Annotated in this window: 10 protein-coding genes and 1 tRNA gene; 1 reads left to right on the forward strand and 10 read right to left on the reverse strand. The window is 69.6% G+C overall.

Annotated elements, in window-relative coordinates; genetic code table 11:
- Window positions 1-106 precede the first annotated feature (106 nt).
- The 3 genes from D7X12_RS10840 to D7X12_RS10850 all read right to left on the reverse strand — a co-directional run bounded on the left by D7X12_RS10840 (window position 107) and on the right by D7X12_RS10850 (window position 3,234).
- Complete coding sequence (locus D7X12_RS10840) at window positions 107-322, reverse strand: DUF2283 domain-containing protein (protein ID WP_158620024.1); 216 nt, start codon at window positions 320-322, stop codon at window positions 107-109.
- Between the two features lie 284 nt (window positions 323-606).
- Complete coding sequence (locus D7X12_RS10845) at window positions 607-1,857, reverse strand: imm11 family protein (RefSeq protein ID WP_341868214.1); 1,251 nt, start codon at window positions 1,855-1,857, stop codon at window positions 607-609.
- Between the two features lie 15 nt (window positions 1,858-1,872).
- Window positions 1,873-3,234, reverse strand: coding sequence for an AHH domain-containing protein (locus D7X12_RS10850; RefSeq protein ID WP_120625193.1), 1,362 nt, complete (start codon window positions 3,232-3,234; stop codon window positions 1,873-1,875).
- Between the two features lie 245 nt (window positions 3,235-3,479).
- Here D7X12_RS10850 and D7X12_RS10855 point away from each other — a divergent pair.
- Window positions 3,480-3,553: transfer RNA gene (locus tag D7X12_RS10855), tRNA-Ile, on the forward strand.
- An 82-nt stretch (window positions 3,554-3,635) separates the two neighbouring features.
- Here the strand turns inward: D7X12_RS10855 and D7X12_RS10860 are convergent.
- From D7X12_RS10860 to D7X12_RS10890, 7 genes are all read right to left on the reverse strand, one after another.
- Complete coding sequence (locus D7X12_RS10860) at window positions 3,636-9,647, reverse strand: AMP-binding protein (RefSeq protein WP_158620025.1); 6,012 nt, start codon at window positions 9,645-9,647, stop codon at window positions 3,636-3,638.
- 58 nt (window positions 9,648-9,705) lie between these two features.
- Window positions 9,706-10,566 carry a hotdog family protein gene (locus tag D7X12_RS10865; protein WP_120625195.1) on the reverse strand — a complete coding sequence of 287 codons (861 nt, stop codon included), beginning with the start codon at window positions 10,564-10,566 and terminating at the stop codon, window positions 9,706-9,708.
- Window positions 10,563-11,342: a 4'-phosphopantetheinyl transferase family protein gene (locus D7X12_RS10870; RefSeq protein ID WP_244224480.1), complete on the reverse strand. Its 780-nt coding sequence runs from the start codon at window positions 11,340-11,342 to the stop codon at window positions 10,563-10,565. The genes D7X12_RS10865 and D7X12_RS10870 overlap by 4 nt, the downstream gene beginning before the upstream one ends.
- A gap of 25 nt (window positions 11,343-11,367) precedes the next feature.
- Window positions 11,368-15,195 carry a polyketide synthase family protein gene (locus D7X12_RS10875; protein ID WP_120625197.1) on the reverse strand — a complete coding sequence of 1,276 codons (3,828 nt, stop codon included), beginning with the start codon at window positions 15,193-15,195 and terminating at the stop codon, window positions 11,368-11,370.
- Window positions 15,192-18,050, reverse strand: a complete 2,859-nt coding sequence (locus D7X12_RS10880; protein ID WP_120625198.1) for a beta-ketoacyl [acyl carrier protein] synthase domain-containing protein — start codon at window positions 18,048-18,050, stop codon at window positions 15,192-15,194. Before D7X12_RS10880 ends, D7X12_RS10875 begins: the two co-directional genes overlap by 4 nt.
- Window positions 18,043-20,154, reverse strand: coding sequence for a C45 family autoproteolytic acyltransferase/hydrolase (locus D7X12_RS10885; RefSeq protein WP_120625199.1), 2,112 nt, complete (start codon window positions 20,152-20,154; stop codon window positions 18,043-18,045). The genes D7X12_RS10880 and D7X12_RS10885 overlap by 8 nt, the downstream gene beginning before the upstream one ends.
- The coding region (locus D7X12_RS10890; protein ID WP_120625200.1) for an SDR family NAD(P)-dependent oxidoreductase at window positions 20,144-23,345 on the reverse strand (3,202 nt) is incomplete at its 5' end. The genes D7X12_RS10890 and D7X12_RS10885, both read right to left, overlap by 11 nt.

Here is a 23,345-nt window from a genome sequence, read left to right on the forward strand (position 1 = left end):
GATGAGTCTGCCCCCAGTCTCCACCGTCCAGGCCGGACAAGCTCACGGAAACATCACTGCCCCAGAGAGATGGGCAAGCGCGGACACGCCGACAAGCGGCAGGGCATCACGCCAGGATCTCGATTCCGACCAAGACTCCATCCTGGTCGAAGTCGAGCACCACATCAGGGCCCGTGTAGGAGCCCATGAGTTCGGTCAGCCTGAGCGACTTCGACATCTTGCAGGTTTCACCGGGATGACTTGGGAGGCGCAGATAGGCCACGTCCTGATCGTCTTTGGAGACTCGCAGCTCGAAGCGCCCGAGCTTCTTCTTGGAATCCATCTGCCCCATTACGGCCTCCACTGCAAAACGGTCTTCAGCTTCAATACACCATCCCTGAACTGATAGACGACCGCACCTCCTCGGCCAAAACCAGGAACAATGACGCGGCCCACGGCGCGGAAGCGGAACCTGTCAACGTGAATGAGACAGTGGATTCGTAAGATTCCTGAGCAGCCCGAAGTGAGTTGGCCAGCCGCGCGGGATTGTTCATCCAGACGGCGTTCGGAAGGGCTTGGGGCTTCGGCGGGCCGTGGGAGAAGCGCTCGGGGTGCTTATCCAAGCAGTCACACCACGGGCTGGCGCCTGGCGCGAGACAGGTGCTCCTGCCCTTCCTGAGCGAAGCGCTGCACCAGTTCGTCCCGGCCGCGCTTCCCGTGCTCCAGCAGGTACGCCAGCTCCGCGGGCATCAGCACCTTGACGGTGACCAGCCGCACCTCTCCGGCCGGCATGGTGAAGCGGGCTGGCAGCGTGCTCGGCGCCATGCCCAGCAGCACCCCCACCCTGCCCTCCTTCGTCAGCAGCGGCTCGGGCATGCCCTGGCCAGCGACCTCCATGGAAAGGAAGCCCACCTTCACCTTCTCGCGCACGCTCTCGTGTTCCGCCACCTCGTCCGCCACCCGTTCCAGGAGCAGCAAGGGCCAGCTTTTCTCTGCGTCCTGGAGGGGCTCGTCCGTCTCCAGAGCCAGCTCCAACCCGAAGCCCACGGACGGCTCAGCGCGGTCCACGAAGAAGTCTGACAGCCCGTCCGTCACCAGCAGAGTCCGCCCCTCGGGGCGGTGGATGACACGCCAGACCTGGCGCCGGGCGGGCCAGTTGCCACCAACGACGATGGGGATGATGACCTCGTCGTCCAGCTTCCCCAGGCTGCGCCAGAAGACTTCGCGGGCCTCGTCCGTCTCATCCCGAAGCTCCAGGAGCTTCCGGTTGCGTTCGCGCTCCTCCTGACTGATGGCGCTCGGTCCGGTGACCTCCTCGAACTTCGCCCCTGTGACGCGCGCGCGCTCCAGCGCCTCCTTGATGTCCTCGGACACGATGAGTGCGATGGTCCATCCCCAGGTCCGGAACACCTTGGCGCCGCCCACCTTCGTCGGGTCGATTCGCATGCCAGACACACCGCGGTACTTGCCAACCTTCTCCGGGCGCCCATCCTCCGGCTTCCAGTACCGCACCTCCTCCGAGGCATTGTCGTCGATGCACCGGAGGAGCCGAGTAGCGACGAGGATGCAGTACGGCTCGGACTGTCCGTCGACGTCAACCGGAAGGAGCTGCACGTCGTCAGGCGCCAGCTCCGCGAAGATGCTCGCAACCCTCTTGTGAACGATAGGAGTGTTACCAACACCCGCCAGGGAATAATCGAGAGGGCTCCCGGGATGGTCGATGGGGATCTTGAGTCGCGTTGCAATCTGGACGGGGCATCCAGCCTTGAATTGCCATGGGTCATCCGCCTCCTGGCCCTGCGAATCCGTGGGGTCTCCCAGCAGCCAGCGCCCCTGGAGACTCATGTCATCGGAGAGTTTGAAATATCGCATCGTCATGAGTCTTCCTGTGCGTCAGTTCCGAGTGACCAGAGCATTGAGCCGGGAGCCATGTTTGGTGATCTCCCTGGCCAGGACCTGAAGTTCTCCAACGAGCGCCTCTCTGCATTGCTGGCTGCTCCGGCAGCCCTCCATTGCATCCTCCAGTCGCTCGTAGATCTCTTCATGATACTTCTGCGGGTGAGGCCCTTTATGGCCCGGAACGCGGACCTTGTTGGCCGCACTATCGAGTGACATGCCGGCCCGGTCGAAGAGCTTCTGGAACCTGGGTGACCACGGGCCGCCCAGGTTGGTGGAGTCCCACCACTTGTTGGTGGCGATGTGGTGCTCGTGGGCCGCGGTCGCCACCGGCTCGGACGCCACGGCGCGCGTGCCGCGTGCCGTCTCTGCGACAGCCTCCGGGTCCAGTGCGATGGTGATGACGCCTCCCGGTGCCACCGCCACGGAGGTGACCTGTCCCGCCGCCGCGAGCCGGAAACCGCCCTGGTTCGCGCCCACCAGAGCTGCCTGCGCGGAGCCGGGGAGCGTGGGAATCCTCGCGGCCAGCGTCTGCGCTGTGCTGCCCAGGGCGGCGGTCGCCAGCATGATGAAGACCCGCGCGGCGTTCTTTCCCATCACCTTCCCGTACTGCTCGCCCGCATCCCGTAGCTCATCGAAGGAGGTGGCCACCTGCGCCTGTGCAGCCAGCGCCTGGAAGCCCTGGATGAGACTCCACACCGTGTCCCAGCCGAGATAGGCGATGAGCCCGACCGTCAGGACGGCTGCCACGCCCTTGCTCACCGGCTCGGGGAACAACCAGAGGCCGAAGTAAAAGGCTCCCGTGGTAGCCAGCATGGCAACAACCGCGTCTCTGTCAGTCAGGTCCTTCAGGGCTTCGGCGGTCTCGTCCCAGACCGAATCCAGGGCGATCTGGAAGGCAAGGGTTCGCCTCGCCTCCTCGCCCAGCGTCAGTCCGTCCTCCAGCAGGTGCAGGCAGTCGCCCGAAGCGCCCTTTCGCTTGCACCAGCGCCCGTAGGCGCTTGCCAGTTCCGAGCCCTCATCCTGCGCCTCCTGCATCAGGAGAAGGCCTTGCTGTGGCTTTTCAACGGAGACGAGTCCCAGGCGCGCTCGAGCCTGCGAGGAGGCGCGAGGCCGTAAGGACTCTGCAAGCAACCGGAGGGCGGCTTCCCGAGGGTGCTCGGAGACCGGGACATTGCGCCCCAGCTTCTGGACGACCTCCGCGAAATCCTCGTCGTCCAACTCCACCGGCGCAGCATCCGTGGACGGCGCGTTGACGAGGAACTCGCCCCGGCCCGTGTCCAGGCGCACGGCCCTTGTGGACGTGCTGCACCCGACGAGCAGTGTCAGCAGCAACGGAGCCCACCAGCGCAGAGTCATGGCAGCCCCTGGCCCAGCCCGCGACCGCCAGGGGCGTATGCGGGCGCCTCAAGAGCCATGAAAACCAAGGCATACCAGCGAAGCAAGAACCCACCAGAACAGGCGCTCCCGCTGAGACGGAGCGGCACCGGCCCATCCTGGATGTCCTCCGGGCAGGATGGCGGGGCCTCCCCTGCGGCCCGGAAGACCCCTTTTCGAAGTTCTTGCGACGACGCGTCCGGCTCGATATAGGGGCGGGGCTTCACGGCCAGGTAGCTCACCTGGTTAGAGCGGCGGTCTCATAATCCGCAGGTAGTCGGTTCAAGTCCGACCCTGGCCACAAGCAACCCCGGAGTCACTTTCCCAAGTGATTCCGGGGTTTTTCTTTGTCCCCTGGGCGTCCAGGTCGCGGCTCCCCTCGCCTACCCCTGGACGGAGGCTGGAGCGGAGAGCCCGCGGAAGTGCTCCTCGATGTGGCCCGCGAAGCGGTCCGCGGCCTCGGGTGGAAGCTGGGAGCACAGCTGCAGGTGGAGGCTCCCGTCGAGGACGTAGCAGTAGACCGCGAGGGCGGGGATGTCCTGGAGCACCTTCACGCCCCGCAGCTTGAAGCGCCCGAGCCCTGACTCCAGCACGCCCAGGTTGACCACGAAGAGGCGGCCCGGCGTGGTGAACAGCTCCCACATCCCGGGCACCCAGAGCAGCTTCGCGACCCCCTTGAACGCGTTCGCGAGCGTGTGGAAGTGCTCCGCCTCCATCCCCGCGTAGGTCCGCTTGTCGATGTAGGCTTGGTTCTCCGCGTGGAACGAGCGCGCCAGGTCCCAGAAGCCCGTCTGGGGACCCACGTTCACCAGGAACTTCGGATAGGTGGCGTAGTACCCCATCGCGTCCGTGGGCAGGTTCAGCAGCGGCCTTGCGTCGAACGAGCCCCCCAGGATCATCCGGTGGGGCCGGGGGGCCGGGCAGAAGAGGTCCCTCGCGACGAGGCAGAGCGCCGCGGACAGGGCGCCGGTCACCGAGCTCTGCTGCCGCACCACCGCGCCGAGGACGTTCCGCGTCGCGTCGCGGTCCATCGCCAGCGAACGCGACGCGCCCGCCACGGAGATCGCCGTGCCCCGCTTCTTCTGGGCGCCGAAGGGCGCCTTGAACTTGTTCACCCGGAAGACCTCCAGGCTCGAGAGGACCTCCTGCCCGGACTTCGCGATGCCCGCATCCGGGTTCGGCTCGGTCGGCCCGAGCCCCATCCCCGGGAGCCGCGAGAACAGGTCCTCGCGCGACACCGGGAGCGGCTGGGGCTTCACGTCCACGGGCGCACCGGTGCTCAGCTGCTCATGGATTTCAAACAGATCCCTCACGAGCCGCAGGAAGGCGTGAACCTCCAGGTAGCAATGCCAGAGGATGGGAATGACCTGATGGATCTCAGGCGCTTGCTGGGTGCGGATGAACAGGATCTTCTTCTGCGCATTGTCGCGCAGGTGGTGCGCGACGAGCTGCTCCAGGGGCTCCGGCCCGGGCTCCGACAGGAAGACGAGCTCCAGGTGGCGGCCCGGCTGGTACTCCAGGAAGAACTCCCCCGTCGCCTTCTCCACGATGGCGGTGGAGAGGTAGGGATAGCGCTTCTCCAACAGCAAGGCCGCCTCGCGCATCCGCGCCGGGTCGACGGGGCCTTCCATCTCCACCACCGGGTTGATGTGCAGCAGCCCCCGGCGATTGGCCTGGTAGACCAGGGACTCGAAGCCACCGAGCGGCCGTTGCACGGTCGCGCTCCACGAGGCCACGAGCGCGTCGTTCAGGAGCGGCGGAGCCTCTCGCGCGGCGGGCCCGGCTCCCGGGGCTTCAACCGGCGCCTGCGCGATGGCGCGGGCAATCATCTCGATGGTGTTGTTCTGGACGAGGAAGTTCGGATCCAGCTTGAGCTGGAACGCGCCCTCCAACTCCCGCAGGAGCGTGAGGAACAAGATGGAGTCCAGCCCGAGGCTCCAGAGCGTCGCCGTGGTGGACACCGGCTCCTCGGTCGACACGCGGAGGTCCCCGACGATCTTCGTGACCCGCTCGATGACGGCGGTCCGAGGAAGGCCGCGTGAGTCCCCAGCACTCGTGCCAGGCACGGTCCCCCCACTGGGGAGCGCCCGCGCCTCCCGGTTCTTCAGGCGGAGCTTGTCCACCTTGAAGGTCCCCGTCATCGGCATCTCGTCGATGAACTCCACCTCCGAGGGAACCTTGTAGCCCGCCAGATGTCCCCGGCAGAAGGCGATGGCCTCGCGCGCCGACAGCGCGTGGCCCGCTCGCAGGCGGATGACGGCCTTGACCACCTCTCCCGCCGTCGGATTCGGGATGCCGTAGACGGCCACCTGCTGGACGCCCGGGTGCATGCCCAGGACGCGCTCGACCTCGCCCGGGTAGACGTTCTCCCCGTAGGTGATGAGCATGTCCTTCTTGCGGCCCGCGATGGTCAGGTAGCCGTCCGGCCGGATCGTCGCCAGGTCTCCCGTCTTGAACCACCCGTCCTGGAAGGCCTCGCGCGTCGCGGGGCCGTCGTTGAAGTAGCCGCTGAAGACCGTGAGGCCGCGGATCCACACCTCGCCCATGGACTGATTGTCCCGCGCGACGTCCGCCCCCCGCTCGTCGACGATCCGCACGTCCATCAGCTTGAAGGGCCGGCCCGACGTGGCGATCCGCTCGAACCGCTCATCCTGACTGAGCTTCCGGTGCTCCTCCGACAGGAGGGACATGGAGATCTTCCCGCAGCACTCCGTCATGCCGTAGGACATGAAGATCTCACAGCCGAAGATCTGGATGAGCCGGGCCACCGCGCCCGCGTCGAGCGCGGAGCCGCCGCAGGAGAGGATGCGCAGCCGGCTGAAGTCATGCGTCCCCAGGTCGGGGCTGTGGATGAGGAAGTGCGCCGCGGCCGCGGCGAGGTTCGTACACGTGATGCGCTCTTCCGCGAGCAGCCGCAGGAAGCGGGTCGGATCCGGATCCGAGACCATCACGTGCTGCCCGCCCAGCCACGTCAGGGCGTAGATCGCGAAGGCATCCACCACGTGATACATGGGCGAGAAGTGTCCCCAGACATCATCGCCGGTGATGCGCATCTCCTCCGCGGTAGCGATTGCGTGATGGAAGACCTGACGATGGGTGAGGAGCACGCCCTTCGGGAAGCCCGTCGTGCCACTCGTGTAATAGAGATGGAACGCGTCGAACTCGGAGCCCTGCGCTGGAACAAAGGGGGTGGCTGACGCGGTGAGGGCCTCCTCATAGCCGCGCATCGTGCCGAACGCCCCGGTGCCCTCCGGAACCTGTCCCGGCCCCACCCACAGCACACCGCCGAGCCGCAGGTCCCCGAGGGCGAGCGTCTCGGAGAGGGTCGGCGCGAAGTCCGTCGATGCGACGAGCCAGCGCATGCCCGACTGCCGGAAGATGTCGTGCAGCTCGCGGGCCGTGAGTCTGACATTGACGTTCAACACGACGGCACGAAGCCCGGCGGCGGCGAAGTGCGTTTCGACGACCTCCGCCCGGTTGCGCAGCATCACCCCGACGACGCTGCCCTGCCCCACACCCTGCTCCCGGAAGAACTGCGCGAGCCCCGCCGCCCGCGCATGCAGCTCCCCATAGGTGGACTGCCGGTCACCGTCACGGATCGCGACCCGCTCCGCGTAGCGGGCCTTCGCACGCTCGATGACGGACCACACATCTGCAGGGGGACCTTCCACGGCGGGAAGCCGCGGCACCTTCCTGGGCACGGGGACCGCTGCCGACGAGAGCGCGCCCTTGAAGAAGTACGACTTCGTCTCAGGGTCGATCCGGCATTCGATGAGCGTACCGTGCCCCTGCACCCAGGCGGCTCGCGCGGCCTGAACGCTCCGGGCCAGCGCATCAGGGGTCGACACCGACTCGAAGCGCAGCTCCGGGCGCTTGTCCTTGAATGCTTCGAGGTCGAAGTCGGAGAGCTGGGTGCAGACCTCCGGGCGGTTCGTCGCCCGCTGGATGTCACCGATCATCCCCAGGCGGCGATCCCGGAGCACGACGGTGATGAGGGCCGGTGCGCCGGGCTCCCCCATCAGGCCCTTGAGCCCGGTCATCAGGAACGCGCCATCCCCCACGAAGGCCACCACGGGCACCGATGGGTGCGCCCAGGCAGCGCCCAGCGCCGCCGGAACCGAGTACCCCATGCTGTTGAAGTCTGCGGGGCAGAGGAAGCGATCCGGCGCGGTGAGCCGCAGCGCTTCGAGGGCGTGGATGGTTCCGTTACCCGAGTCAGCGCAGAAGAGCGTCTCCGGCGGAAGCTGCTCCTGGACCGTGCGCACGAGCGCATAGGGGTCCAACGCCCTGCCCTCCTGGCTCCGGCCACGGACGTCCTCGTCCACCCACGCGTGGGCCGCCTGGAGGCGTGCGAGGACGCTGTCCGTACTGCGCGGGAAGTCCGCGCGGTAATGCCTGTCGAGGTGCTTCAGCAAGGCATGGAGGAAGGCCCTGGCATCCGCGGTGATGCCCATCGCGGCGGTCGCCTTGTTCGGCACCGTCGGGTCGATGTCCACGTGGAAGCAGTACGCAGGGAAGCGCGCCCGATAGTGCGCGCTCCCAAGCTCGCTGAGCCGCGCCCCGATGATCAGCGCGCCATCACAGTCCTCCGCGATGGCCTTCATCGGCGGGGGCGACAGGGGGCCGAAGCCGCCCCACAGCCACAGCGGATCCGTCTCGGGGAACACGCCCTTGCCCGACAGCGTCGATGCGACGACGGCTCCCGTCCGGTGCGCCAGCGCCACGAGCTCGGCGGAGCCCTCACGCGCGCCGCGCCCCACGAAGATGACGGGCTGTTTCGCGCGAACGAACATCTGGGCTACGGCGTCCAGTTCGGCCTCCGTGGGAGTGCTGGCGGCGGGCACCTGCTCCCGCACGCGGGAGGGCATGACACCCGGCGCGGACGCGGCGAGGTCCGCCGGGCAGACCAGGCAGACGGGGCCCGGCGCGGAGCTTAGGCTGAGCTGGACCGCCTCCTGGATGGCACCGGCCATGTCCTCGACCGAGGCGACGACGGTCGCTGACTTCGACAGGTGCTTCAGGGTGCCCAGCCAGGGCCCGGGCCGCGTGGACGTGACGATCAACACCACGAGGGGGACCTGGTCGAGGTGCGCCTCGCCCACTCCGGACAGGACCGAGGAGAGCGCCCACTCCTGGGGGAGGATGAGGGCGGCGGGTCGCTTCGAGGAGCGCGCCGCTCCGTCCGCGACGAACCCCAGGTCCTGGTCATGGCGCACCGTCCTGACCGGCACGCCGTCCGAGGAGAGTGCTTCCGCCACGGCCTGCAGCCGGCCATCCCCGGCGATGAACACCGCGCCGAGGTCGCTGTCCCGAAGGCCCTGCTGGAAGGCCGCGAGCCAGGGCGCACCGAGCGCCACGGGCTCGGGAGCGGCCACCCGCGCCTCCGCCCGTTCAATCTCGCAGAGGACCACCTGCGGCGTGCGCAGGGCCTCCACGAGCTCGCGGGCCAGGGCGGCCTCCCCCGTCGAGCGGATCCGCCGCACACGGGTGAGGCCCGCGATGAGTTCGATGCTGGCGGCCTCGGAAGGATCCCGCTCCACGAGGATCACGAGCGGCAGGCGCCGCTCCGTGGCCAGGGCGAGCTCTGGCGCGAACGCCAGGAGCGAATCGGCATCCGTGACGGCGACGGCGAGCTTCTGCGAGAACGCGGCGCCCAGCGCCAGCGCCACCGCGCCCCGGCGGGAGGGCACCCGCTGGTGGTCCAGGTCGCTGACGACGTGGAGCCCCACGCGGCCCACGGCGACGGCGCACGTCTCCAGGGCGCTGAGCAGGGCTGGAGGGAGCTCCGCGTTCCGCCACGCGGAGGGTCCTCCGAAGGACCTGGGCGGCTGCGCACGTTCGCGGAAGGTCGACGTGCGCCGGAGCAGGTGCATGGGCACTTCGAGCGCGCAGGGGCCGGGCACGTCGCCGTGCGCGGCCTCCATGAGGCGCGCCACGACGTCGTGCACATCGTCGTCCTCCGTCAGGCGATGTGTGGCTTTGCAGAGGGGCGCGAGGACTCCCAGGTTGTCGACGTCATGCAGCTGGTGTGAGCGGCCCTCGTCCCGTGCGCAGCCCGTCGTGAGGATGAAGAGCGGCGTCCGGGTGCGGAACGCGAACTCGATGCCAGGAAGCGCGTGCGTGATGCCGGGCCCGCCAATGACGTTGATACAGCCCGGCTGGCCGCTGCCCTGGTATTGCCCGGCGGCGAGGTACGCCGCGCTCGCCTCGTTGGCGATGAGCACCGGCTCCACCACACCGCGACCGAACATCTCATACAGGCGCAGGTTCTGGACCCCAGGGATCCCGAAGCAGCGAGGGACCCCGGCGGCACGGAGCGCCAGGCCGAGGAGCTGGCTGGTGTCGTAGGTCTCATCGGGCCGGGGCTGCTCCAACAACTCACTCTGCATCCGCATGCTTCGCCTCACATCTGTCGCGCTCCCAGCCAGGCCGGGAGCCATGCCCCGTGGACCTTCAGGGGACCTCTTGCAACACGAACCCCCGGAAGACTCCGACAGGCCGCCCCTGCCCGTCCCAGGAGACAACATGCAATGCCATCCGGCCGCCCTGGACCGCCTTCAGCCGGGCGAAGACCTGCACCTGCCCCTCGGGGATGGCGTACAGCTCCGCGGCCTCCAGCTCCAGGGGGAGCAGGGTCCGCGCGCTCGACAACACGCCCAGGGAGAACCCGACGTGAAGGATGGCGTTGAGCAACGTGGAGGGCCAGCCCGGAGCGGCTGCGTCTTCCCGCCATCCGCGCCCGGGACCGCCGGGAGGGGCGACGAGAGCGAGCAGCTGATCCGGTGAAGGGCGCTGATAGCGCAGCCCCGCGAGGAAGGCCGGACCGTGCCGGATCTCCCTGGGGAGGGCATAGAGCTCCGCGTAGTCGGCGGCACCCGAGAAGTCGATCCGCTGGAACCGCGCGGCGCGCTCCTCTGGCGCCCCGAGCAGCACCCTGCCGTGGCCATGGGTCCGGAGGATGTGCGGCGATCCCACCCTGGGCGGGGCCATGCGGGAGGAGATCACCACCGGGATGCCGGCGGGCTCCGTCTCCTCCGGCCCTGCCGTGACCGCGAGTTGGAGGGCCCGGTCGCCCCTGAAGCGTGCCGCCTGGACGAAGCGCACGTCGCGCACGCCCACCACGTCCAGATGCGGCCTCATCCGATGGGCGGCCTGGGTCATGAGGCCGACGAGGTACGCGGCGGGAAACACCGGCAGCCCCTCGACGACGTGGTCCAACAGGTACGGGTCGGTCCGCGTGTCCATGGAGCGCTCGAAGCGCAAGGTGTCCTGCTCCTCGACGACGTCCCCCAGCCGCGGCTCAAAGGCATTCATGTGGCGCTCGCCTCCGGGACATGGAGCACCGCCAACGCATGGCCCCGCCCCAGGGCCAGCAGCCCCGTCACCGGGCCCTGCTCCGGACGGTTCGGGTGCAAGGTGATCCGCCGCGCGTACGCCCCCGGCGCATCCGTGATGCATGGGATGACAGCGGGCACCCCGCCCTCCTCCGTCCATCCCGAGAAGCCCACCTGCTGGAGTGAGTCCCGGAGGCCGTGCCCCGTGAGCTTCACCAGCGCTTCCTTGAGGCACCAGCCCAGGCTCCACAGCTCCTCCGGCTCCCGCCCATGGAGCCGCTGCCAGTGCAGGAGCCAGTCCTGTTCAGCGGCGGTGAAGACCTCCTCCTGGAAGCCGGGCCCTCGCGGTCGCACCCCCTCCAGGTCGACGCCCACGCGTCCTTCGCGTGTGGTGACGGCCGCCGCCAGCTCCTGCGAGTGGGTGATGGAGAGATCACAGCCGGGGGTCCCGGGCGGCAGCTGCACCACCGGGCGTCCCTGCTCCGGGCCCGCCATCACCTGGGTGATGCCCAGGTCCAGGGCCGTCAGCCTGCTTCCTTGCGCACGGAGCTGGTGGAGCAGCGCGGACTTCGCGGCCACCCTCCCGGCGAGGTGCGCCACCCTGCGCGCGGGAACCCGGTGCATCCCGCTCACGGCAAGCTCCGCCTGGGTCAGCACCGCCGCTAGCGGTCCCCCGGGATGGGACTCCCACGCCAGACGCACGGGCGCCAGCGGCACCACCGCGACGGTGAGAGCCTGACCTCCAGGCACGCTCACGGTGACCGGTTCGACGTGGAGCCCCTCAGCCATGGCCCTGGGAGAGCAGCCGCTTCAGCGCCGGGCCAATGCGCCGGTGGAGCGAGAACCGGAGCCCCTCGAACTCCGCGTACACGCGCCTTGTCTCCCAATCGAACGCCACCACGCGGACGCTGGCGCTCTCCTCGGTGCCTCCCAGATAGGTGCACATCGCGCAGATCTCCCTGCCGTAGGGCATGGGCCCATGAAGCCGGAGGTCGTCGGCCCCCGCTGGCAGCGCGATCCGCTCCCGGTGGTAGTAGGTGAGGATGCCGCCCGCGTGGTGGAGGGAGTCCACCGCCAGGGGCGCCGTCCGCAGCTCCGGCGTCTGGGTGAAGGCGAAGAACTCCCCCGCACGCTCCTGGGTGATCCACGCGGCCATCCGCTCCCCGTCGAGGAACCGCAGGTGCCGGAACCCCTGCATGAGCGGGCCCAGGAACACGTCCTCCGTCGGGTTGTAGCCCTTGCGCGCATCGCTCCGCTCCGAGGCGCTGAACAGCGCCGCCGTCGCCGCGTCCACCGTGGGAGGCGTGGGCGGCTGCGCGCCGAGCAGGACGGTGGCGGACGACACCTTGCGGCGGATGGGTGCCACGTCCGCGCGCGGCCGCAGCTCCATGTCCACCTCGACCGTGACGGGGAGCACCCCGGAGGCCTCCCTGCCAGCGCGGGCCGTGACCACGAGGCGCGTCGAACGCCCGGGCCAGACCTTGGCGGCGTGGTGGAAGTGGATCTGCCGCAATCCCAGCACGTGCATCCCTGGCTTCAGCAGCAGGCTGGCCTCCGCCATCATCTCCATGCCGAAGGAGCCGGGCAGCACTGAAACTCCCTCCACCTGGTGCTCGCGCAGATAGGGGTCGCTGTCGAGGTGCAGGTTGCGCAGGGCCACCAGCGAGTCCGCGGTCCTGTCGAGCACCTCCTCGATCATCGGATGGGCCTCCCGCCCACGGGGCGCCGCCGCCTGCTGGAGCCGGGGGCCCTGATATTCCTCCACGATGAGGTGGTAGTTCGTCCCGCCCATCCCAAAGGCACTCATGCCCGCCCTGCGGGGAGCTCCATCAGCAGGGGCGGGCCAGGGGCGGGGCTCGGTGTTCACCACGACCGGGATCTCCGCCCACCGGATGTCGGGGTTGGGCCGCTCGCAGTGGATCTGCGGTGGGAGGACCTGGTGCTCCAGGCTCTTGAGGACCTTGATGAGGTTGATGACCCCCGCCGCGGAGTGGAGATGGCCAATCATCGACTTGACCGAACCGATGGCGACCGACCCCGGCGGCTGTCCCGCGAGGACCTGTGTATAGGTGGAGACCTCCGCCAGGTCGCCCACCGGCGTCGCCGTCCCGTGACACTCGATGTATTGGATTGAGGCCGCGGGGATCGCGGCCTGCTCCAGGGCCTGCTGGACCGCCAGCTTCTGGCCCACCGGGTTGGGGGCCAGCAGGGACTTGCCCTTGCCATCACTGGACGCGCCCAGGCCCTTGATGATCGCGAAGATGCGATCGCCGTCCCGCTCCGCGTCCTTCAGCCGCTTGAGGACGACGACCCCCGCGCCCTCGCCGGGGATGAAGCCGGAGGCGTCCGCGTCAAAGGGACGGCTCCCCTTCCCGCTCAGCCCCTGGAAGGTGCAGTTCACCGTGTACAGCTCCGCCGTCATGTCCGCGAAGGCGCCGCCCGCCAGCACCGCGTCCGTCTCCCCCATCTGGAGGCTCGCCACCCCGGCCCCGATGGCGGCCATGGACGAGGCACACGTGCTCTCGAACGTCCCGGTGGCGCCCTTGAGCCCGTAGCGGTGGGAAATCAGCGCGGCCTCGGTGCTGCCCGAGGAGCCCGCCAGCGAGAACGGTGACAGGGGCGCGATGCCTTCCTTGAACCGCCGCTCGGCCTCCCCCGCGATGAGGCCGGCCAGGTCCCCGGTGAGCCCGCAGGCGAGGAGCGTCTTGCGAAGGCCCGCATCCATCTCCGCGTAGCCGACCCGCACCTCCACCTCGCGCTCGCGCATGCGCCAGGGCATGTCCGCCATGAAGACCGCGGTCCGCTCCGCGGCGGTCGGTGAGACCTTCTCCGTCCGCATCGCCTCGGCGGCGGCCGTCAACCCATACAGGTGGGTCCTGTCCAGCTGGGGGACCAGGGACGACGCGAGGCGGGAGGCATCTGGATCAAAGGCAAACCCCTGCACGAAGCCGCCCAGCGGGCAGTAGATCTTCCCCACCCCCCGGTTGGGGTCGTAGTAGCGCTCCAGCGCGAAGCGATCCGCTGGCACCCGAACCACCTGATCCTTCTTCGCCATGACGTTCTCGAAGAAGGTGTCACTGTCATTGGCGCCCGGGGTCAACGAACCGAACGCGACGATGGCCACGGGCTCACGCGCGGTGCGAGGCGCCACCTCCGCGGCCAGCCGCGCGTGGAACTCCGGGACGTACTCCTCCAGGGTCAGGTGATAGGCCAGCCCTCCGAGGGCCAGCGCGTTGATGCTCGCCCGGCGCGGCACGCCCCCCGCAGGCGCGTCCCAGGGGGCGGGCTTCGAGCGCACCTGCAGGGGGCTGCCGTCCGCGCGCAGCTCGGGACGCAGCTGGCGCACCTGCCGCTGCGCCGGAAGCTCCCTGTGCCGCAGGGCCATCAAGGTCCGGATGAGGCCGGGCATGGCCGCCGCCGAGTGGAGCTCGCCGGACAGCTCCTTGGCCGAACCCGCCGTCACGCTCCCCGGAGCCGAGCCCTTGAACACCTCGCCCATGGCCGCGAGCTCTGCTGCCTCCAGGAAGTCCACGCCGTTGGCGTGACACTCGAGGAACTGCACGGATTCGGGGCCGTAGCCCGCCTGCGCATAGGCGCGGCGCGCGGCCAGCACCTGGGCCTGTCCGGGTGGGTTGAGCAGCGCCCCCGGGCTGCCCTGGTTCGCCCCGCTGATTCCACGAATGACACCGTGGATCGAGTCCCCGGCCTGGATGGCCTCGTCCAGCCGCCGCAAGGCGAAGAAGCCGACGCCCTCTCCCAGGAGCGTCCCGCTGGCCTTCGCATCGAACGGCCGGGGCAGCTCTTCGCGGGTCAGCAGGCCCATCCGGTCAAACGAGACAAAGCTCGCGGGCGACAGATACGGGCTGGTGGCCCCCACGAGCGCGACGTCGTAGTGGCCCAGCGCGAGGCCGCGGGTGGCATGTTCGAGCGCCGCCAGCAACGAAGCGCTGGCGGAGTTCACCACATAGTGGGGCCCCTTCAGGTCGAACAGGGCACACGCCCGGCCCAATGCCAGACTCATCCCCGCGACCGTGCCCCGGGTGACCTCGCGGTGGCTGATGCCTCTCAGCGTGCGATCCGCCTCCGCGAGGAGCCGCTGGCGCTCCTGCGCCGGAAGGCCCGAGGTCTCCAGCGCCTGCTCCACCGCATCCATCAACTGCGGCATGTAGCGGAGGTATGGGTGGGCGATCCGGAGGTCCAGCCCGATCTCCGCCCCGCCCATGATGACGGCGGTCCGCTCCCGGTTGAAGGGACGCTGATGCAGCCGCGCGTCCTCGATGGCCCGGCGGATCGCCTCCACCGTGTAGAACTCGCTGCGGGGCAGCTCGTCGAGCATCTTCGGCCCCATCTTGTATTCCTGCCACGGCACCTCCAGCGGCTGGAAGAAGGAGCCCCGCCAGACGGAGCCCTTGTCCGACTCCGCCGGGTTGGTGCTGTGGAACTGCTGCCAGGCGAAGCGGCTGGCCGGGACGTCGGTGAAGCCATGGGGGCCAGTGGCAAGCTGCTGCCAGAGCTGCTCCGGCGACTGCGCGCCCCCCATCAGACACGAGGCTCCGATGATGGCGATGGGCATTGCCGCCCGACGGGGTGACTCAGCGCGGGATGTCATTCCACGTACTCTTCCAGGACCGCGTGGTAGTTGATTCCGCCAAGCCCATACGAGTTGACGGCGGCGCGGCGGGGCCCGCTCCGGGCATCCCAACCTCGCGGCGCGGGCAGGAAGGCCAGCCGGCCCTCCCAGGGGATGTGTGGGTTCAGCGGGGCCTCCACGAGGCCCGGCGGGAGGATCCGGTGCCGCAAGGCGAGCACCGTCCGGATGAGGCCCGCCGTGCCGGAGGCGACATACGAATGCCCGATGATGGGCTTCAACACACCGACGGCGGCGGGGTCGTCCTTGCGGCCATAGACCTTGAGCAGGGCTCCTGCCTCCGGGATGTCCCCCTCTGGCATCCCGGCCCCATGCGCCTCGATGTACTGCACGCTCGCGGGCGCGACGCCTCCGTCCTCCAGCGCCCGACGGATGGCCAGCGCCTGCCCCTGCTCCTGGCTGGCGAAGAGGGACCTGCTGAACCCATCCGAGGCGCCGCCGACGCCTTGAATCAAAGCGAGGATGCGGTCGCCGTCGCGCTTCGCATCCGACAGGCGCTTCAACACGACGAGGCCGCATCCCTCCCCGTGCACGAACCCATCCGCGTCCCGGGTGAACGGCTGGGGTCTGCCCGTCGGGGAGATGACTCCGGCGTAACACATGCTCACGCAGAACGGCACGGTGATCTGGGACCACACCCCGCCCGTCACCGCGACGTCCCAGCGGCCGTCACGCAGGCCCTGGATGCTCAATGACACGGCGTTGAGCGACGACGCGCAGGCGGACTCCACGGTGAAGGCCGGGCCGCGTGCATCCAGCGCCCGCGCCAGCCGCGTGGCGGGAGCGCTGGTGAGGATGCCCGGCAGCGTTTCGGAGGAGCTGGGCAGCCCCTTGCCCTGGAAGCGCTCGCGCGCCTCTTCAATGAAGCGCTCCACCTGCTCCGAGGCGACCCCCGCGCCCAGGAGCGCCGGGCGGTAGATGTTCGCGAACTCCGGATAGGCCAGCCGCGCCTCCACCTCCGTCTCCCGGTGGTTGCCGGGGGACACCGCCATGATCACCGCCGTGCGCTCCGACGGGAGGGCTCGCGACGGGCCATACCCCGCGTCACGCACCGCCTCCCTCGCGACCTCCAGGCACCACGGATGCGTGTGATCCATCCGCGCGACCGTCGTGGGCGGCAGACCGAACTCCCGGGAGGCGAAGGGCCTGTCCCGCACCAACGCGGCCCTCGGCGCATAGACCCGGAAGAAGGCCTCCCGGTTGCGCGACACCGCTTTGCCGGACGGACGATAGAGCGACACGGGCCAGCGCGTTTCAGGCAGGTCCCCAATCGCGCTTCGCCCCTGGAGCGCGCGCTGCCAGAGGCTCTCCGGGTCATCCGCGCCGGCGTACCGGCAGGCCATCCCCACGATGGCGATGGGCTCCGGCGCCATCCGGGGTGGGCGGGCGGACACCGGGACCGCCGGCCGTGAAGCCTCGGGCGCGTAGGCCTCCAGCACCGCGTGGTAGGCAATGCCTCCGAAGCCCGCGGCATGGATGGCCGCGAGCCGGGGCCCCTGTTCGGGCCAGGCCCGGGCCTCGTTGATCCGGAACGGCGTGCCGTCCAGCGCGAGCCCCGGGTGCCGCGTCCGGAACGAGCGCTGCGGCAGCAGCTCCCGGGTGCGCAGCGAGTGGATGACCTTGAGCATCGCCGCGAAGCTCGACGCGGCCTGGAGGTCTCCGACGGATTCAGCGACGGCGCCCAGGGACACCTGGCGCGCGTCCCGGTAGGCGCCGCCCAGGCCCTCGATGAGGTGCGCGTCCCAGCCCGTCACGCCTGTCGCGCCTGTCTCCAGGTAGGCGACCGCGTCCGGGCCCACGCCGGCCCGCTGGAGCGCCTCGGATGCCGCCCGCTGGTGCACCGGCGCGTGCGTCGCCGTCATGACGGGACCGCTGCCCTGGTTGACGCCAGCGACGCCGCGCAGGACGGCGTGGATGGTGTCCCCATCCCGCTCGGCGTCCTCCAGCCGCTTGATGAGCAGCATCACCGCGCCCTCGCCCAGGGCCGTCCCATCCGCGCGGGCATCCAGCGGGAAGACGCCTCGCGTGGAGAGCCGCCGCAGCTTGCTGTGCAACACCTGCTCCATCAGGGAGAGCGCGGGGCTCGCGGCGCCCACGAGGGCCATGTCCCACTCACCGCTCAGGAGGCCCTGCACGCCGGTCTCCAGGGCCGCCAGCCCCGAAGCCGCGTGGGCATCCACGCAGAAGTGCGGCCCCTGGAGGCCGAAGAAGCCGCAGATGCGACCGAGCACCGGGCTGACGAAGCCCCAGAAGGCCCAGTCATCCGACTGGTCGATGTAGTGCTTGATGAACTCCTGCTGCACGGTGTCCAGGATCCGCGCGGCCTGGGCGGCGGGGAGCTGCTTCAACGCGGCGGACTGGCGTGCGGCGTCGAGCAGCTCCGGCAGGCGCCACTTGAAGTTGAAGCACTGGTTGCTCTTGCGGCCCATCCCCGAGGAGCCGGCGATCACCGCGACCCGCTCACGAGGAAAGGCCCGCTCCGGCGTGTACCCGGCCCCCGTCATGGCTTGATACGCCGCTTCGAGCAGCATCAGCTCCATGGTGTGCAGCAGGCGGGTCTCGATGGGAGGCAGCCGGAATCGCTTCCAGTCGAGCCGCAGCTCGCCGACGGGCGCGCCCAGCATGGAGTAGGTGCGATCCACCGCCTCTCGATCCTCGCTGCCGTACCGGCTCCAATCCCAGCGAGGCTCCTTCAGCTCCCGGACGGAGACATGGCCGGACTGGAGGTTGCGACAGAACGTCGGGACATCGTGCGCATCCGGAAGGATGCAGCCCATCCCGATGATGGCGACCGGCCCCTGACGGACGCTACCCATGGGCCACGCTCCTGCGCGCGCCGAGGAACCCGGACGGATCCAACGCGCTCACGAGGGCTGTCTGCTGTTGCGGCGTATAGGCATCCACGCTGATTGAGCAGTAATCGCTGGCATCCAGGCAGATGACACCCGCGTCGTTCCACACGGTGAAGTCGTAATAGAGCAGCTCCCCCGCTTCCCGGTTGAGCACCGCTCGGCACCAGAGCCGTTCGCCCGGCTTCGGGTCGCATCCCAGGGACAGGCGACCGACACCCCGGGGGACCGGGGCCCGCAGGTTGTGGAGGATCCCCAGGGTGCCAACCAATTGAAAACACCCATCCAGGAAGAACGGATCCATCCAGAACCGTGCCTGGGGAATGGAGGCGAAGGACCCGGTGGGCTCCGGCATTCGCAGACATCCCACGGCCTCCCGGGGGCTCAGGTAGCTGACCCAGTCCACCCGGTGGAAGGCCTCCCCGACGTGGAAGTACGCGTCCTGGACGTAGGAGCGGCTGAAGGGCAACTCGCCGTCGGGGCCCCGCGTGTCTCCCCATCCCGGCGCCACGCTCCGCTCGGAGCGCGAGCCCAGGCGGACGGACGCCCGGTAGTGCAACACCTCCGGACGCAACACGGGGCCTCGGGGGTGATGGAGGTCCGCGTACGCGGAGACCTCCCACAGGTCGCCCTTCGGCACGCAGCGCACCTGGGCCCGGGTCGGCCGGTCCGGCCGCACGCGGATGAACTTCTCCAGCGAGACCTCGCGCAGCTCGGCCACCTCCCCGCCGCCCTCCAGCGCCGCCACCTCCGCGAGCCACTCGATGGCCGCGGCGCCGGGGAGCACGGGGGTGCCGTTCACCAGGTGCTCCCGCAGATAGACATCCTCCTCGAGGAGGAACGTCCGCTCCCGGCCGCCCTCTGGCCGCGCCGTTCCCAGCATGGGGAACTGGCCGCGAGGCGGAAGCGGAGCCTGGGAGGCGCGCCCCACCTCCGGGATCCGATCCTGGAACAACGGCCCCAGGGCCAGCCTGCGCCTGCGCTCCAGGGCGGCCGGCACCCCGCCCGCCGCGAAGTCCAGCGTCAGCGTCGCGGGCTCGTAGGCCATGCTGAGCACGTTGTCCGCGCGGCAGATGGTCTTCATGGAGGGGGGCGCCCCGGCGCCAGGCTCACCGCAGTCCCGCAGGAACTCCACCGCGGCATCCAGGCCGATGCAGCCCCGCCGCTCCCCGACGAGCTGCTCCAACCGGCGATAGCGCAGGAGCGAGTCGTCCTGCATCTCCTGGAGCATCTCCAGCGCGACCGCCTCATGCCCCTTCGCCTGCTTGTACGCGACCGTGAGGTGGTTGGTGGAGACGACGAAGTCCCTGCCCGGCCCCGTGGCGTATTGGCCGGAGTGGGGACCGACCTGCTCCCAGACCCGCGCCGTCCCAGCGCGGTGGGCCAGCATCAGGTTCCAGCTTCCACCGCGTTCAAGTCCGTCGAGGAGGTCGCTTGCGTCCTCCAGCGTCCGCGCGCGGGAGAGCAGCTCGCGGTTCTGGAAGGTGAGCGGGTGGAACAACCGCCGGTCCATGGGGGCCACCGGGACGTTGATGCCCAGGCTCAACCCCTCCGCGTTCATTCCGGCGCAGACGCCCAGCGCCCCGGGCCAGAAGGTGATCGAGACATAGGGGATGCGTCCCGTCACCCGGTAGACGATGCAACACGGCTGCATGAGGTTCGTCAGGGACGGGTACGGGATGTCCAGGTTGTGCCCATGGATGACCTGTCCCTGCGCGGTCGCCCGTCCCACGGCGGCGAACTGCGAGCAGCCGATGGGCGCACCCGACACCATGTCCAGGAGGAGCGCATGGTAGAGGAGCGCCTGCCGGGCAAGGCCGGTGGCGTCGGCGATGCCCCGGAGCTCCTCGTGGACGTCGGGTGGCAACAGGGCGCTCCAGCCCGCCATGCGCTGCCGCACGTCCTCGTCCTTCAGCCCCACCTTCGTCAACAGGGGCTGGATGGCGGGAGCGCCCAGCGCCACGGCCCGTGCAAGCTCCTGTCGCATGAGGGAGCCATACTGCCGGCCCACCTCATACGGACTGCCTGACAGGACCAGCAGTGGCAGCGACGCGGGTGACTCAGATGGCATAGCGGGTTCCACCGGCCTGGCGGGCGGTCACCGCGAGGGTCTCCTTCTCGTGGCGCGGCCACCCCCGGGAAGCGAAGGTGTTGTCATCCGCGATGACGACCTCCCCTGCCTGGCCTCCGTGGAGCAGCTCGCCCACGAACCAGTAGGCGCCCTCGGCCAGGTCGATGACGCAGACCCCCGCCTGTCCCAGCCGCTCCAGGTAGTCCTTGTTGTTCTCCACGATGCCGGCGCCCACCCACACGGGCCAGTCAATCGTCACGCTGCGCACCCCGGGCCGCAGGGCGCCGTACACCAGCCCGGCCTTGGCCACGAGAGCATTGGCCGCGGAGTAGTCCGTCTGCCCCTGGTTGCCATAGCGGCCACTGCCGGAGCCGAAGTTGATGAAGAATTGGAGGTCGTCCTTCCAGGTCTCCCGGACCAGCAATTGCCAGAGGTGCGCCTTGGAGGCCAGCGTGCGGACCACCACCTCCGGCGACTTCATGGGCAGGCTCTTGGATTCTTCAATCGTCGCGCCATGCACGATGCCGTCGATCCGGCCGTACTGCCGGCGGATGCCCGCCAGCAGGCCCCGGACGGCGTCCGGCTCCGTCATGTCACAGACGTGGTAGTCCAGGCGGATCCCCTGAGCCTTGCAGTCCTCCAGGTTCCGGTGCAGCTCCCGACGGCGCGCGATGTCCGAGTCAAAGGCTCGCATGCCCTGCACCGGCGTGGACCCGGGGTGCGCGGCCATGTATCGCTTGACGAAGCTCATCCGGTAGCCCGGCAGGTCCGCCTCGGAGACCTTCAACCACTCCTCGCTCCCCGTCGGGGGCACCGTGCGGCCGGTGATGATGACGCGCGCGCCCGTCACCTGGGCGAGGAGCTTGGCGCAATGATAGACAACCCCGCGCCCGCCTCCCGAGACGAGCACCACGGAGCCGGGCTTGAGGGACGCCGCGGCCGTGTCGGTCGCGAGCGGCGTCTCGATGTCCCGGAAGACATACCTCCGCCCGTTGCTGTAGCCGGTCTCGACATCCACGTCGTCGCCGACCAGTTCCGTCCAGAGCTGTTCGACCCAGGCGGACGTGTCCCGGGTGTCCAGGTCCACGACCTTGCACCGCGCGTCCGGCAGCTCCCGCTTCAGGCACTTGACGAAGCCTCCGGCGGCGCCGGCCAGCGGGACCTGGTGATGGGTCCTGGAGTGGCCGAAGAGGCCGGCTCCCGCGGTCGCCACCAGATACCAACCGCCTCCGGCCACGGTGCCGATCCGGTCGTACACGGCCAGGGCGCTGTAATAGAGCCCCAACGTGAAGGCATTGACGGTGTCGGTCCACGCGTCGGGCTCCAGCTCCGCGAGCCCGGGCGTGGGAGCCGTGGTGTGCAGCAGGAGGAGCCCATCCAGCGGCTGGGTCGCCTGGAGCTCACGCAGCCGCTTGCCGGCGGCCTCAGGATGCTTCCAGTCCAGCGTCACCGCGCCGTGGGACACCGGGCCCGACGGGAGGATGACCACGCGGGCTCCGGCCGACTCCAGCCGCTGCGCCAGCGCCTTGTACGCACCATGGGCATCGGGGGTGATGCCGAACGTCTTTCCACGCAGCCGGGCGATGTGCTCGCTCCGCGGCTGCGAGGGGTGCTCCACGGGGTGGACCTCATACCGCTTCGCGGCGAACCGGGCGGGAGGCGTGAGCGGCTTGCCGGGAGCCTCCAGCCTGCCTTGCAGGTGCGTGGCCAGCCGTCGCAGTGACTCCGCGTCCCCGGTGGCCTCGCAGTGGGCGACGAACCGGCGGACGTCCTCCAGGTCCAGCGCTCCCTGCGGGAGCGGCGATTGCGCCAGGGGCTCGGGCTTCGCCGGGGTGACGGTGCTGCCCGGCTGGAGCCAGGTGAAGAGGTAGGCGGCCAGCTTGCGCAGGGTGTTGTATTCGCGCACGCGGAAGCCCTCATCCTTGGGCACTCCGAACGCGGCCCGGGCCAGGGCGAAGGCTTCAATCTGGGTGATGGTGTCGATGCCCAGATCCACTTCGAGGTCGAAGTCGGGTCCCAGGACCTCGATGTTGTAGCCCGTCTTCTCCTGGAAGGCGCTGGCGAGGAACGTCAGGATCTTCTCGACGTCCACGGCCGCGGAGGGCACAGGCGCCGTGGCCGCAGCCGCGGGCACGGGGGCGGCCGGCACGGCCTGCTTCACCAGGTACGCCACCATCTTGCGCAGGGTGTTGTAGTCGCGGAGCCGGAAGCCCTCGTCCTTCGCCACGCCCAGCGTCGTGCGCGCCAGGGCGAACGCCTCCACCTGTTTCACCGTGTCGATGCCCAGGTCGGCTTCCAGGTCCAGGTCCAGCTCGAGCATGTCCTGGGGGTAGCCGGTCCGCTCCACCAGGGCGTTCACCAGCAGCTTCGTGACGGCCTCCGCGTCCAGGGACGGCGGGGCGGCGCTGACGGCGGCGGGCGCGGCGCCGGAGGCCCTGCTGGCCAGGTACCCGGCCATCTTGCGAAGCGTGTTGTGGTAGCGGACGCGGAAGTTCTCGTCCCGCTCGACGCCGAGACTCGCGCGCACCACCGCGAACACTTCAATCTGGGTGATGGTGTCGATGCCGAGATCGACCTCCAGGTCCAGGTCGGGCTGGAGCATGTCCAGCGTGTAGCCCGTCTTCTCCGCCATCGCGGCGCGGAGGATCTCCAGCGTGCGCTCGGCGGAGGCCTCCGGTGGAGCCACCGGCACCGCCACGGCGACGGGCGCCGCGGCGCTCGGGGCCTTCCGCACCAGGTAGTCCGCGAGCTTGCGGAGCGTGTTGAAGTCCCGCAGGCGGAAGCCCTCGTCCTTCTCCACGTTCAGGCTGACGCGGACCTGGGCAAAGGCCTCCACCTGCTTGACGGTGTCGATGCCGAGATCCGCCTCCAGATCCAGGTCGGGCTCCAGCATGTCCGCCGGATAGCCCGTGCGCTCCACCAGGGCTTCCGTGAGGAGCTTCATCACGTCATCGGGACGGCTCGATCCGACCGGCGCGACCTGAGCGACCGGCGCGACCTGTGGCTTCGCGGCGTCCAGGCGCGCGAGCGCACGGGTCGTCTCCGTCAGGAGGGTCTCCAGCGGGGGGCGGTCATTGCGCGCCGCGCAGTCATCCACGAAGGCGAGGACCTGGGCGAGCGTCACCTCCCGGCGGAGGTTCTTCAGCAGGCCCTGCGAGATGGAGGTGAGGGTCGTGTGTTGTTCGGGAGGG

It is taken from the genome of Corallococcus sicarius, from assembly GCF_003611735.1.
Classification (GTDB): Bacteria; Myxococcota; Myxococcia; order Myxococcales; family Myxococcaceae; genus Corallococcus; species Corallococcus sicarius.